This is a genomic window from uncultured Cedecea sp., assembly GCF_947498825.1.
Classification (GTDB): Bacteria; Pseudomonadota; Gammaproteobacteria; order Enterobacterales; family Enterobacteriaceae; genus JGM124.
Genome location: NZ_CANMLV010000020.1, coordinates 43,285 through 56,365, shown reverse-complemented (window position 1 = coordinate 56,365; position 13,081 = coordinate 43,285). Strand labels below are relative to the sequence as shown.

The window sequence follows — 13,081 nt, the reverse complement described above, 5'->3', positions numbered from 1 at the left end:
CTGGGGCGAAGCTCCGACCATTACTGTTCGACCAAGCTATAAGGCAGTGGCATTATCGCCAACGTGCCGACAGTATCATCGCGGACTCTCAGAACCGTATCTGCAGCCAGATCGTTGTTCATCACGGCCTGAACCCAGACGTGGTCATCGGCCAGCGCGATAGCAGCCAGTACTGTACCGGTACGGCGCCATTTTTCGCCCAGTTGCAGTTCAAGATCTTCACCTGCAGCAGGTACCCGACCGGCCTGACCCGCTAATGACCATAGCGCACGTTTATTTGCACCACGGAATTTCGCGCGTGCGACCATTTCCTGCCCGGTATAACAGCCTTTTTTAAAGCTAATTCCGTTAAGGGCCTGAATATTCGTTGCCTGCGGAAGGAACTGGGCGCTATTGACGCTGTCAATGATTGGCAGGCCTGCTTCAATATCTAATGCCAGCCATTGCTGACTATCATTTAGCTGTGCTTGCTGACTCAGTTTTTCAGTAAGACTTTGTGCCGTGGTGGTATCAGTGACGATTAAGAAGCGTTCTGCCGGGGTGTTAAACCACAAAATAGAAGTGTTATCGATAGTCACGACCGGGGTGTGTTCGTCAGGTAAGTGCTCAAATACCGATTCGAGAGCCGTTCGTGCTTGCTGCCCTGCGAGGCCAAGCAGTACGCTTTCTTCGTCAGGAGTGATAGTCACCTTTGAAAATACGGCATATTTTTTCAGTTCAGTCAGCTGGTTGTCACGTATACTACGACGAAGAATAAAGGCAAAGCCGTCATTGCGGCGAAACAGACGTAAATTGCTCCACATTTTACCTTTTGCATCGCAGTGTGCGCACAGAACATGCTGTGAGTCAGTTAACTGAGAGATATCGGTAGTGACCTGACCTTGTAGATATTTTTCTGCGTCTAAACCCACGACATTGGACAGCGCCCAGTCATTCAGCGTCATCAGTGTCAGTGGTAGTGCGTGGGAAGCCAAAGGAGTATGTGCAGAAAACGATGTAAGAGACATAAAAGGGATCCCAAATTATCCAACAGGTTATTTAACTAATGGTAAAATAGAGCCAGGACAATGCAAGTAGTTTCAGAGTGCGATTTGTGCTTTTACGTATGTCCCGAACAGGCAAAGTAACATGTTGAATGGTAACAGACCAATATCGATAATCAGCTGATTATAAGATTCTCATCATCAGTCGGATGAAAACACGTTACACTGACACCAGCGGTTATCTCTTGTTAGAGAGTAGAATAGGGTAGAACACATGGATATTTTTAATAAATCCCGCATCCACTGGGCATGTCGGCGGGGAATGCGCGAACTTGATATTTCGATTATGCCTTTTTTTGAGTATGAGTATGAAACGTTAAGTGACCTGGATAAACAGGTATTTGTGCGCCTTCTGGAGTGTGATGATCCGGATCTATTTAACTGGTTAATGAATCATGGAAAGCCCGATGACGCTGAGCTCCAGCGCATGGTGGCGCTGATTCAAACACGGAATAAAGAACGTGGTCCTGTGGCAATCTGATTTAAGCGTTTCCTGGCGAGCACAATGGATCTCGTTGCTCGTCCATGGCCTACTGGCATTACTGGTTTTACTGATGCCATGGCCGATAAACTATACCTTGATCTGGATGGTACTGCTGTTAATGGTAGTCTTCAGTTGTGTGCGTAGTCAGCGCCGTATACATGCTTGTCAGGGCTCGTTTAAACTTCTCGAAGACAGCCGTGTTTGCTGGAAGGGCCATGAATGGCACATGGCAAGAAAGCCCTGGATTATTGATAGCGGGGTTATGTTGAAGCTGAAACGTCAGGGTAAACACGGAAGTCTGCATTTGTGGTTAGCCGCGGACAGTATCGACAGTGAAGAGTGGCGCGATCTTCGCCGCCTGCTGCTACAACAGCAGGCAAAGAATCACTCAGAGCGTTAGCTAAAATGTGTCGCCATTTCGCCAAGAATTTGTTCACACCAAATTTCGAGGCGTTCATCGCTTAAATCGTATTGGTTGGTTTCGTCTAATGCCAGACCGACAAACAGTTCACCCTCAGCGGTTACAGGAATTTTACTGGTAAATTCATAGCCCTCTGTTGGCCAGTAACCAATGAAATGGGCGCCGCTTGGTGTCAGTTTATCGTGGAGCATACCTAAAGCATCTAAAAACCACTCGCCATAGCCCAGTTGGTCACCCATACCATATAAGGCAACCGGTTTTCCTGTCAGACGAAGATTATCAAGCTGTTCCCAGACGGCTTCCCAGTCTTCCTGCAATTCACCAAAATCCCAAGTGGGTATGCCGAGAATTAATGCATCATATTGCTCCATCAGGACAGGGGAGTCGTCTTTCAGGTTATGCAGGGTAATAATTTCCGAACCAATAATATCACGGATTTTTTCAGCGGCCATTTCGGTGTAGCAAGTACTGGATCCGTAAAAAAGACCAATGTTCATAGTCATAAAAGCTCAATTGTCACGTGCAGATCTGCTTATTGTATCAGATCCCTTTCAGCACAAGTTATATATCCCCGTCAGACATCAAGCCGCAGGGGGAGGCTCTTCGCTTACAACCTTTCTGCAACGCGAATGATTTAGCGTATAATGTACACAATTTGATGACGGAGGAGCAGGCTGTGGAACAAGACCAGGCACAAATAGAACAATTTCTGGATGCGCTTTGGCTTGAGCGAAACCTTGCTGATAACACGCTTGAAGCTTATCGGCGTGATCTCACTGCGCTGGTTGAGTGGCTGGAACATCAACAGCTCAATCTGATGACTGTTCAGGCGGCAGACTTGCAAGCTTTGCTGGCAGAAAGGCTGGATGGGGGATTTAAAGCGACCAGTTCGGCCCGTATGCTGAGCGCGATTCGGCGGTTATTTCAGTACCTGTATCGGGAAAAAAAACGGCCTGATGATCCCAGTGCGTTACTGTCGTCACCTAAACTTCCTTTACGTCTGCCGAAAGACTTGAGTGAGGCTCAGGTCGAGCGTTTGTTGCAATCCCCAAGCGTTGATAACGCGATTGAATTGCGCGATAAGGCGATGATTGAGGTACTCTATGCTACTGGTTTGCGCGTATCGGAACTAACCGGGTTAACCATGAGCGATATTAGTCTGCGCCAGGGAGTAGTCCGAGTATTGGGTAAGGGAAATAAAGAACGGCTGGTTCCCCTTGGTGAAGAAGCCGTCTATTGGGTAGAATACTTCCTGAAATATGGTCGTCCCGAACTGCTTAACGGGCAGTCCCTGGATATCTTATTTCCCAGTAATCGAGCCCAGAAAATGACCAGACAGACTTTCTGGCATCGTATCAAGCACTATGCTGTACTGGCCGATATTGATAGTGAAAAATTATCCCCGCATGTTTTGCGTCATGCTTTTGCCACGCATTTACTGAATCATGGCGCGGATCTTCGTGTTGTACAAATGCTGCTCGGTCACAGCGATTTATCGACGACACAGATTTATACACATGTTGCTACGGAACGTTTACGTCAGCTACATCAACAGCACCACCCTCGAGCGTGAGTGTCCAGGAAAAGGAATTATCATGAAAAAAACATTTTTACTGCTGTCTCTTCTCATGGCAGCGATGTCAGGCACCGCGCATGCAGACAGCACAACCATTAAACAGTCACTGGAAAAACTGGGTATTGCTGACGCTGATGTTCAGGAAGCGCCTATTGCCGGTTTGAAAACCGTCCTTACTGATAGCGGTGTGCTGTATGTGACTGACGACGGTAAGTATGTTCTTCAAGGGACATTGTATGACATCAGTAAAGAGCGGCCCGTTAACGTGACCAATCAGTTGCTGATGGGAAAACTGAGCTCGCTAGAAAAAGACATGATTATTTATAAAGCGCCGAAAGAGCAACATGTCATTACCGTCTTCACCGATATCACTTGTGGCTACTGCCATAAGCTACATGAAGAGATGAAAGATTATAACGACCTCGGTATCACTGTTCGCTACCTGGCGTTTCCTCGCCAGGGAATGAAAAGTAAAGCTGCGGGAGACATGAACGCGATTTGGTGTTCTAAAGACAGGGCAAAAGAGTTTGATAGTGCTATGACGGGTGGCAAAGTGACTCCGGCGACCTGTGATATTAATATTGCAGACCAGTACAATCTTGGCCTGCAATTTGGCGTGAAAGGTACACCCGCAATTATCCTGGAAGATGGCACGATTATTCCTGGTTATCAGGGACCAAAAGAGATGAAAGAGATGCTGGATACCCACCAGAAGATGATGAAAGCGGGTGGTTAATCGCAGGTGAAACAACGAACATTGCTTCGCCGCCGTGAAGTCGATAGCACGGCGGTGCTTCCTGATACGCTTCCTCCTTTGTTAAAACGTCTGTATGCCAGCCGGGGTGTCCGTACCGAGCAGGAGCTGGAACGCGGCGTCAAAGGTATGCTGTCTTGGCAGAATTTGCATGGAATACAGTCTGCTGTTGAATTGCTGTATCGCGCATTTCGTGAGAATCGCCGCATTATTGTTGTGGGGGATTTTGATGCTGATGGTGCGACCAGCACGGCTTTAAGTATTCTGGCTCTGCGGGGAATGGGATGTATCAATCTCGATTATCTGGTACCGAATCGTTTTGATGATGGCTATGGTTTGAGCCCGGAAGTGGTCAATCAGGCGCACAGTAAAGGTGCAGAGATAATCATGACCGTGGATAACGGCATCTCTTCCCATAGCGGCGTAGAGCGTGCTCATCAACTGGGTATTCCGGTTCTGATTACTGACCACCACTTGCCGGGGGAAGTATTACCTGCGGCAGAAGCGATAGTTAATCCCAATCTGGTTGACTGTAGCTTTCCGTCAAAAGCACTGGCGGGTGTCGGCGTGGCTTTTTATCTGATGCTGGCATTACGCAGCCATTTACGCGATGAAGGGTGGTTTGAACAGCGTGGGCTGCCTGTTCCTAACCTGGCAGAATTGCTTGATTTAGTGGCGTTGGGTACCGTTGCTGATGTGGTGCCTTTAGACGCTAATAATCGGATCCTTACCTGGCAAGGACTGAGTCGGATTCGGGCAGGAAAATGCCGCCCAGGGATCCGTGCATTGCTGGAGGTTTCCAATCGTGAACCGCATAAAATTGCTGCCAGCGATCTGGGTTTTGCGCTGGGACCTCGTCTGAATGCTGCGGGCAGGCTGGATGATATGTCTGTGGGTGTTGCACTGCTATTGAGTGAAAATATTGCCCAGGCGCGAGTGCTGGCCAATGAACTGGATGCACTTAACCAAACACGTAAAGAGATTGAGCAGGGAATGCAGGTCGAGGCAATGACGCTGTGTGACCAGCTGTTACACGATCAAAGTGAATTGCCTTATGGACTGGCTATCTATCATCCCCAGTGGCATCAGGGGGTCGTCGGGATTCTGGCTTCCAGAATCAAAGAGCGTTTCCACCGACCCGTGATCGCTTTTGCCCCCGCAGGTGACGGAACGTTGAAAGGTTCAGGTCGTTCTGTGCAGGGGCTGCATTTACGTGATGTCCTGGAACGTCTGGATACCCTGAATCCAGGGTTAATGCTGAAATTTGGCGGACACGCGATGGCGGCGGGTTTATCACTGGATGAATCACGCTTTGAGGAGTTTCGCATGCGTTTCGCCTCACTCGTCAATGAACTGATGGACGCTTCGATGCTGGAAGGGGAGATTTGGTCTGATGGTGCCCTGAGCGGACAAGAGATGAATCTTGACGTTGCTGATATGCTCAGAGATGCAGGCCCCTGGGGGCAGATGTTCCCTGAGCCCTTGTTTGATGGAAAATTCAAAATCTTACAACAGCGTCTGGTCGGTGAACGTCATCTTAAATTGATGGTTGAACCTTTAGGGGGAGGGCCACTGCTGGATGGCATTGCTTTTAATATCGACTCGACATTCTGGCCTGATAATAGCGTGCGTGAAGTTGAACTGGTTTATAAACTCGATGTGAATGTTTTCAGAGGCAACCGAACCGTACAGTTGTTAATTGACAATATCTGGCCGATTTAACACCAGCAGACTACAAAATATGACGTAATTCCGGTAAACTTTCCGGTTTATGACTGCATTTGTCTTCTGACATTAATATAAGAATTTAAGCATGTTTGAAATTAATCCGGTAAAAAACCGCATCCAGGATCTCACTGAGCGTAGTAACGTTCTCAGGGGGTATCTTTGACTACGATGCCAAGAAAGAACGCTTGGAAGAAGTAAACGCTGAACTTGAACAACCCGATGTCTGGAACGAACCTGAGCGTGCACAAGCTCTGGGTAAAGAACGTTCAGCCCTTGAGGTTATTGTCGAAACCTTGGATCAGATGACGCAAGGTTTAGACGATGTTTCCGGTTTGCTGGAGCTGGCTGTTGAAGCAGAAGACGAAGAAACCTTCAATGAAGCCGTTGTAGAACTGGATCAGCTTGAGGCAAAACTGGCTCAGCTGGAGTTCCGCCGTATGTTCTCAGGCGAGTACGACAGTGCCGATTGCTATATTGATATCCAGGCTGGTTCTGGCGGAACAGAAGCCCAGGACTGGGCCAGTATGTTAGAGCGTATGTATCTGCGCTGGGCCGAAGCGCGCGGTTTTAAAACGGAAATAATTGAAGAGTCTGAAGGGGATGTGGCAGGGATTAAGTCGGTCACTATTCGTGTTCAGGGCGATTATGCTTTTGGCTGGCTTCGTACTGAAACGGGCGTACACCGCCTGGTGCGTAAGAGCCCGTTTGATTCCGGTGGCAGACGCCATACCTCATTTGGTTCTGCATTTGTCTATCCGGAAGTAGATGAGAACATTGATATAGATATCAACCCTGCCGATCTGCGTATTGACGTTTATCGGGCGTCAGGTGCGGGTGGTCAGCACGTTAACCGTACTGAATCTGCGGTACGTATTACCCATATTCCAACCGGAACCGTGACTCAGTGCCAGAACGATCGTTCTCAACATAAGAATAAAGATCAGGCAATGAAGCAGATGAAAGCTAAGCTGTATGAGCTGGAAATGCAGAAAAAAAACGCTGAGAAACAGGCGATGGAAGAGAACAAGTCTGATATTGGCTGGGGTAGTCAGATTCGCTCTTATGTATTAGACGACTCTCGTATCAAAGACTTGCGTACCGGTGTTGAAACCCGTAATACGCAAGCGGTACTGGATGGCGATCTGGACAAATTTATCGAAGCAAGTTTGAAAGCTGGGCTATAGGAACCAACATGTCTGAACAACAAGAACATAACGTAGATGCGTCAGTTGAATTAAATAATGAACTGAAAACTCGCCGCGAAAAGCTGGCCGCGCTACGTGAGAACGGTATTGCGTTTCCAAATGACTTCCGTCGCGACAGTATCTCAGACCAACTTCATGCTGACTTCGATGGGAAAGAAAACGAAGAGCTGGAAGACCTGAATATCGAAGTTGCGGTAGCCGGGCGTATGATGACGCGTCGTATTATGGGTAAGGCATCATTTGTCACTCTACAGGATGTAGGCGGCCGCATTCAGCTATATGTCTCTCGTGATGATTTAGCGGAAGGCGTCTACAACGAACAGTTTAAAAAATGGGATCTGGGCGATATCCTCGGTGCACGCGGTAAGCTGTTTAAAACTAAAACGGGCGAGCTGTCTATTCACTGTAGCGAATTACGCCTGCTGACTAAAGCTCTGCGCCCATTGCCGGATAAATTCCACGGTCTGGCGGATCAGGAAACTCGCTATCGTCAGCGTTATCTGGATCTTATCTCGAATGATGAGTCCCGCCACACCTTTAAAATTCGTTCGAAGATCATGGCATCAATCCGCAAATTCATGGTTGATCGTGAGTTTATGGAAGTTGAAACCCCAATGATGCAAGCTATCCCGGGTGGTGCAGCGGCACGTCCATTTATCACGCACCACAACGCGCTGGATCTCGATATGTACCTGCGTATTGCGCCGGAACTGTATTTGAAGCGTCTGGTCGTGGGGGGATTCGACCGGGTATTCGAAATTAACCGTAACTTCCGTAACGAAGGGATCTCCCCGCGTCATAATCCAGAATTCACCATGATGGAGCTCTACATGGCGTATGCGGATTATCGCGATCTGATCGAACTGACCGAGTCGCTGTTCCGTAATATTGCGGAAGAGGTTCTGGGTACCACTGAAGTCCCTTACGGTGAAGAGGTCTTCGATTTCGGTAAGCCGTTTGAAAAACTGACGATGCGTGAAGCGATTAAAAAACATCGCCCTGAAACAGATATCGCAAGCCTTGATGATATGGATAAAGCGGTTGCTATCGCTGAGTCTATCGGTATCAAGATTGAAAAGAGCTGGGGTCTGGGACGCGTTGTTACAGAAATCTTTGAAGAAGTGGCCGAAAGTCATTTGATTCAGCCTACTTTTATCACCGAATATCCGGCAGAAGTTTCCCCTCTGGCACGTCGAAACGATGTGAATCCTGAAATCACTGACCGTTTTGAGTTCTTTATCGGTGGTCGTGAAATCGGTAATGGTTTCTCTGAGCTGAATGATGCTGAAGACCAGGCCCAGCGCTTTGCTGACCAGGTTAATGCTAAAGATGCCGGTGATGATGAAGCGATGTTCTTCGATGAAGACTATGTCACTGCTCTGGAACATGGTTTGCCCCCGACAGCAGGCTTAGGTATTGGTATCGACCGTATGACGATGTTATTTACCAATAGTCATACTATACGCGACGTTATCCTGTTCCCTGCTCTGCGCCCGGTTAAATAGCCCTGACACCCTCCCTGTTATTGGGGAGGGTGAATCCCTGTTCGACAATAAATACCCCGAGGATCGTTTTGTTTAAGGAAAGCCCCTTTATGCGCTGGAAAATCATCGTCTGTTTGCTGATAAGTCTTCTGTTGACGGCGTGCTCTTCCAAAAACGCGAGTAATGAAGGGACCTTCAATGGTTCTGTCTATACTGTAAAGCGTGGTGATACCTTATACCGAATATCACGTATGACTGGTACCAGTGTTGGCGAACTGGCGAGAATGAATAGCCTGCCGCCACCTTACAAACTCTTAGTGGGCCAGCGTCTGCAAACCAAAGGAATGGCGAAGCGTGGCACAGGCAAAAATACGGCTGTTGCCAAAAAAACGACTCCCGCCAGTAAGGCACCTGCGGCTTTGCCTAAAGTCACACTGCCACCTGTTGGCTCTCGCTGCTGGTTATGGCCGACTAAAGGAAAAGTGGTTGACGCTTACTCTTACAGTGACGGGGGGAATAAAGGGATTGATATTGCCGGCTCGCGCGGGCAGGCAATTCACGCCTCAGCTGCAGGAACCGTGGTTTATGCCGGTAACCAGTTACGTGGTTATGGCAATCTGGTGATGATTAAGCACAACGAAGACTACATTACCGCTTATGCCCATAATGAGACTATCCTGGTCAATAACGGACAGAAGGTGAAAGCCGGGCAAAAAATAGCGACTATGGGTAGCAGCGGAGCCCGTTCTGTACTGTTACACTTCCAGCTACGTTACCGGGCGACAGCGATTGACCCGCAGCGTTATCTGAGCGCTTCCTGCTCTCGCTAACATGACTGTCAGGGATGTTCAGGGCTGTGGCTACGGTACTGGCCCTTTTCGACATAGCCGATTCGGCTGGCTATCGCCTGGGCTTCCCATTCGCTATGGGTGACCAGCAGCGCAGTCTGGCCTGCCTGATGTAATATTTCACGTACCTCGCCACTTAAGCGCTCCCGGGTCGGACGATCGAGGCTTGAAAAAGGCTCGTCCAGTAACAGAATATCCGGTTCGGAGGCCATGGCACGGGCGAGTGCAATTCTTTGTTGCTGACCGCCAGAAAGCTCATGAGGATAGTGTCCGGCATGCTGTTGTAGCTCAATCAGGGTGAGCAATGTGTCCACTCGCGCCTGTCGTCTTTCACGCGATAACTTCCGTAGACCGAAAGCGATATTCTGCGCAGCCGTCAGATGGGGAAATAGCGCATAGTCCTGAAATACCATACCCACATTGCGTTTTTCAGGGGGAAGATGAATTTGGGGGCCTGCGACACAACGTTGGGTAAGATGGATCTCGCCACCACTCAGATATTCAAATCCGGCAATTGCCCGTAAAACCGTGGTTTTCCCACAGCCCGAAGCACCGAGCAAACAGGCAATTTCACCACGTCTGACCGTCATAGAAAAACCTTCCAGTATAGGACGGGGGTTCCCGCTATAAATGACGCGGATATTATCCAGCGACAGAGCAATTTCAGACATGGGCGGTTTTACTCCCCGCGGGTAATTTGGTTCCGCATCAGCAATAGCACAGGCAGTGTGCCAGCAACGACAATTAATAACGCAGCAATCGCCCCTTCTTCGTAGGTTCCGCGTGCGGCTTCGGCATACAGTAAGGTAGCCAGAGTTTCAAAGTTTACCGGACGCAGTAGCAGAGTCGTGGGCAGCTCTTTCATAGCATCAGTAAATACCAGCAGAGCGCTACTTACCAGAACCGGACGTAAAAGGGGAAAATGAACGCGCCGGAAGGTTCCCGATGCACTTTCTCCCAGTGAGCGAGAGGCCTGTTCAAGGCTTTTCGGTAATCTGGCCAGTCCCGAATCAATCGCACCGATTGCAATTGCCTGAAAGCGAATCGCACAGCAGACAACCAATATTATTCCCAGTGACATTAACGGAAGCCCACGCATATCGAGTATACCTGCCAGCCATTTATCGACCGCAAGCGCCGGAGATAAAAAGCCAATCGCCAGGATAGTACCTGGTACGGCATAGCCCAGAGAAGATAGGCGTAAAACAGAACGGCGATAACCAGGATTGGGATTGCCCACAGCCATTTGTCGGGCATTCCAGGCGACAATCAGGCTGACGACCATTACCACCAGCGTGACGCCGCCCGCCAGCATCAGCGTGTGCTGTAAGGCATTTAACAGTGCGGGAGAAAAGGGATTATCCTCGCCAAGGCGCTTAAAGGTTTCTACCAGCAGATAACAAACCGGTGCTATAAATCCTAACAGTACCGGTAGGGCAACCAGCACAGTGGCCAGGAAGGCACGGCCAGTCGTTAATTTTACCGGTTTTACCTCGCGAAAGTGACGACTGCTATAGCCTTGCCGCTTTCGACCATAAAATTCCAGTGTCAGAATACAGAAAATAAACAGGAGCATCAGACTGGCTATCTGTGCTGCGGCAGCAAGATCTGAACGGGTTATCCAGGTGGTATACACCGTGACGGTCAGCGTTTGTATGCCGAGAAATTCAGAGGCACCAATATCATTGAGCGTTTCTAATAGGGCAAGGCTAACCCCTACAGCCAGTGCCGGACGTGCCATCGGCAACACCACACGAAAAAATGCCCCTGCTGGTGAGCAGCCTAAGGTTCTGGCAGCCTCAATTAAGTGCGCGGGCTGGCTGATAAACATCGCTCTGGCGGTCAGATAAACATAAGGATAGAGCACTAATCCGAGCAGAATTATCGCACCACCAAGGGAGCGAATGTCCGGTAACCGGAACTGCCGAGGGCTATCGTAGCCGAGCAAATAACGCAGCGCGCCCTGCAGTGGTCCTATCGGATGCAGGATATCAAGCCAGGCAAAGGCCACAATATAAGTCGGCATCGCCAGAGGCAGCAGCAGAGCCCAGGATAATATTTTCCGGCCCGGAAACTGCCAGGCTGTCACAGCCCATGCACAACCCACGCCTATCACAGCAACCATTGCAGCTACGCCAAGGAGCAGTAAAAAGGTGTTTTTTATTGCTGCCGGCAGGACATATTGAGCAAGGTTATTCCAGTGAGAAAAATCAGACTGAGTCGCGAGCCATGCAAGAGTCGCCAGAGGCGTGAGAACGCCAATGGCCACTAAAGTGGCCATCAGTTGAAGAGATGAAATACCCGAACGCAGCCCGGTCAATCGGCTGCGTTGCGAGGAAAAACGGGAGATTTTATTGATCGAATCCAACTTTATCTACCAGCAAACTTGCCTGTTTACGATGTTTCACTACCTCAGTCAGCGGGATAGCATCAACCTGAATATCACCGATAGTCTCCTTGATGACAGGATCAAGCTCGATGCCCTGAACGACAGGATATTCATAGTTTGCTTTAGCGTAGATCTGCTGGGCTGGAGCAGAAACCAAATATTCCATCAGCTCAACGGCTTTTTCTTTATTTGGAGCATGGCGTGCGACAGCTGCACCGCTGATATTGACGTGGGTTCCACCGTCTTCGAAGGTCGGTTTAATCACTTGAATCGCATCGCCCCACTGACGGGCATCACTGCCTTCTTTGGCATTTTTCATATGGCCGACATAATAAGAGTTAGCCAGTCCGATATCACAGATCCCGCCGAGAATATCGCGGGCTACGTCACGGTCACCCCCGGTTGCTTTACGGGCTAAGTTGGCTTTAACGCCGCGTAACCACTCTTCCGTTTTCGCCTCACCGTGGTGAGCGATCATCGCCGCGATCATGGCGGTGTTATAAGGATGTTGTCCGGAACGCAGACAGACTTTACCTTTGTACTCAGGATTGCTGAGTTGCTCATAATGCCAGTCAGCGGTCGGGAATGATTTATCTGCATATAACACGCGGGCACGCATCGATAGGGCATACCACTGATTGTCTTCACCACGCAGATTTTTCGGCACCGCAGTATTCAATTTTTCAGAAACGACAGGTTGCGTTACGCCTGCTTCTACCAGGTCAATCAGATTGCCTGCATCAACGGTCATTAGCAGGTCAGCAGGAGAGTTCTCTCCTTCTGCTTTTACACGTTCCAGCATACCGTCTTTAATATAAACCGTATTGACCTTTACCTTACTTTCGTTGGTCCAGGCATCCAGCAGGGGCTGAATAAGCCCTGGTTCACGGGTGGTATACAGCGTTAGCGCGTCATCAGCAAAAGCTGGTAAACTGGCAGGTAATACCAGCGCGGTAGCAAGAACAATGCGTTTCAGACGCGCAGACGGTTTGCTCAATACAGTCATTCATTTACTCCAGAGAGGTTATCAAACGTATCAAAAGAACAGCTGTTTTCTATAGCATGATAATGTAAATGATAATCACTCCTGCTTGCATGCTGAATATAGTTACTAACTGAAAATATTACCCTGAGAAATCAAAAAATGTG

At 49.0% G+C, this 13,081-nt stretch carries 13 protein-coding genes; 8 read left to right on the top strand and 5 right to left on the bottom strand.

Translation table 11 applies throughout. The annotated features are described in order from the left end of the window. Window positions 1–20: 20 nt before the first annotated feature. Window positions 21–1,007: a tRNA-modifying protein YgfZ gene (gene ygfZ / locus Q1A40_RS17865; protein WP_300002825.1), complete on the bottom strand. Its 987-nt coding sequence runs from the start codon at window positions 1,005–1,007 to the stop codon at window positions 21–23. Between the two features lie 250 nt (window positions 1,008–1,257). Between ygfZ and sdhE the strand changes: the two genes are divergently transcribed. Beyond that, on the top strand, window positions 1,258–1,524 hold the full coding sequence (sdhE, locus tag Q1A40_RS17860; RefSeq protein ID WP_300002820.1) for an FAD assembly factor SdhE: 267 nt from the start codon (window positions 1,258–1,260) through the stop codon (window positions 1,522–1,524). Continuing rightward, the gene (locus Q1A40_RS17855) at window positions 1,505–1,927 is read left to right on the top strand and encodes a protein YgfX (RefSeq protein ID WP_300002817.1); all 423 of its coding nucleotides are present in this window, start codon (window positions 1,505–1,507) and stop codon (window positions 1,925–1,927) included. The genes sdhE and Q1A40_RS17855 overlap by 20 nt, the downstream gene beginning before the upstream one ends. Here the strand turns inward: Q1A40_RS17855 and fldB are convergent. Then, on the bottom strand, window positions 1,924–2,445 hold the full coding sequence (gene fldB, locus Q1A40_RS17850) for a flavodoxin FldB (protein WP_300002897.1): 522 nt from the start codon (window positions 2,443–2,445) through the stop codon (window positions 1,924–1,926). The two genes, Q1A40_RS17855 and fldB, sit on opposite strands and share 4 nt — an antisense overlap. A 179-nt stretch (window positions 2,446–2,624) precedes the next feature. Between fldB and xerD the strand changes: the two genes are divergently transcribed. The 6 genes from xerD to actS all read left to right on the top strand — a co-directional run bounded on the left by xerD (window position 2,625) and on the right by actS (window position 9,525). Further along, the gene (gene xerD / locus Q1A40_RS17845; protein WP_300002814.1) at window positions 2,625–3,521 is read left to right on the top strand and encodes a site-specific tyrosine recombinase XerD; all 897 of its coding nucleotides are present in this window, start codon (window positions 2,625–2,627) and stop codon (window positions 3,519–3,521) included. 22 nt (window positions 3,522–3,543) lie between these two features. Then, entirely contained in the window at window positions 3,544–4,260 is a 717-nt protein-coding gene (gene dsbC, locus Q1A40_RS17840; RefSeq protein ID WP_300002811.1) for a bifunctional protein-disulfide isomerase/oxidoreductase DsbC, read from the top strand. A 6-nt stretch (window positions 4,261–4,266) separates the two neighbouring features. Further along, the gene (gene recJ / locus Q1A40_RS17835; RefSeq protein ID WP_300002808.1) at window positions 4,267–6,000 is read left to right on the top strand and encodes a single-stranded-DNA-specific exonuclease RecJ; all 1,734 of its coding nucleotides are present in this window, start codon (window positions 4,267–4,269) and stop codon (window positions 5,998–6,000) included. A gap of 91 nt (window positions 6,001–6,091) precedes the next feature. Beyond that, a protein-coding gene (prfB, locus tag Q1A40_RS17830; protein WP_300002805.1) for a peptide chain release factor 2 occupies window positions 6,092–7,190 on the top strand; the annotation gives its coding sequence in 2 pieces (ribosomal slippage) (window positions 6,092–6,166 and window positions 6,168–7,190; 1,098 coding nt in all). 8 nt (window positions 7,191–7,198) lie between these two features. Further along, entirely contained in the window at window positions 7,199–8,716 is a 1,518-nt protein-coding gene (lysS, locus tag Q1A40_RS17825; RefSeq protein ID WP_300002802.1) for a lysine--tRNA ligase, read from the top strand. 89 nt (window positions 8,717–8,805) lie between these two features. Continuing rightward, on the top strand, window positions 8,806–9,525 hold the full coding sequence (gene actS, locus Q1A40_RS17820) for an amidase activator ActS (protein WP_300002799.1): 720 nt from the start codon (window positions 8,806–8,808) through the stop codon (window positions 9,523–9,525). Between the two features lie 8 nt (window positions 9,526–9,533). Here actS and Q1A40_RS17815 read toward each other — a convergent pair whose 3' ends face one another. Genes Q1A40_RS17815 through Q1A40_RS17805 form a run of 3 tightly spaced genes read right to left on the bottom strand, consistent with a single transcriptional unit; the run spans window position 9,534 to window position 12,938 of the window. Next, a complete protein-coding gene (locus Q1A40_RS17815) occupies window positions 9,534–10,214 on the bottom strand; it encodes an ABC transporter ATP-binding protein (RefSeq protein WP_300002796.1) in 681 nt (226 codons plus the stop codon). A gap of 8 nt (window positions 10,215–10,222) precedes the next feature. Then, window positions 10,223–11,911 (bottom strand): iron ABC transporter permease, encoded by a 1,689-nt coding sequence (locus tag Q1A40_RS17810; protein WP_300002793.1) that lies wholly within the window; start codon window positions 11,909–11,911, stop codon window positions 10,223–10,225. Continuing rightward, window positions 11,895–12,938: an extracellular solute-binding protein gene (locus tag Q1A40_RS17805; protein WP_300002790.1), complete on the bottom strand. Its 1,044-nt coding sequence runs from the start codon at window positions 12,936–12,938 to the stop codon at window positions 11,895–11,897. The genes Q1A40_RS17810 and Q1A40_RS17805 overlap by 17 nt, the downstream gene beginning before the upstream one ends. Window positions 12,939–13,081 lie beyond the last annotated feature (143 nt).

Bases quoted from the DNA above. Each gene is read 5' to 3' on its own strand.
- ygfZ (WP_300002825.1), bottom strand. From the start codon at position 1,007: ATGTCTCTTACATCGTTTTCTGCACATACTCCTTTGGCTTCCCACGCA.
- sdhE (WP_300002820.1), top strand. From the start codon at position 1,258: ATGGATATTTTTAATAAATCCCGCATCCACTGGGCATGTCGGCGGGGA.
- fldB (WP_300002897.1), bottom strand. From the start codon at position 2,445: ATGAACATTGGTCTTTTTTACGGATCCAGTACTTGCTACACCGAAATG.
- dsbC (WP_300002811.1), top strand. From the start codon at position 3,544: ATGAAAAAAACATTTTTACTGCTGTCTCTTCTCATGGCAGCGATGTCA.
- lysS (WP_300002802.1), top strand. From the start codon at position 7,199: ATGTCTGAACAACAAGAACATAACGTAGATGCGTCAGTTGAATTAAAT.
- actS (WP_300002799.1), top strand. From the start codon at position 8,806: ATGCGCTGGAAAATCATCGTCTGTTTGCTGATAAGTCTTCTGTTGACG.
- Q1A40_RS17815 (WP_300002796.1), bottom strand. From the start codon at position 10,214: ATGTCTGAAATTGCTCTGTCGCTGGATAATATCCGCGTCATTTATAGC.
- Q1A40_RS17805 (WP_300002790.1), bottom strand. From the start codon at position 12,938: ATGACTGTATTGAGCAAACCGTCTGCGCGTCTGAAACGCATTGTTCTT.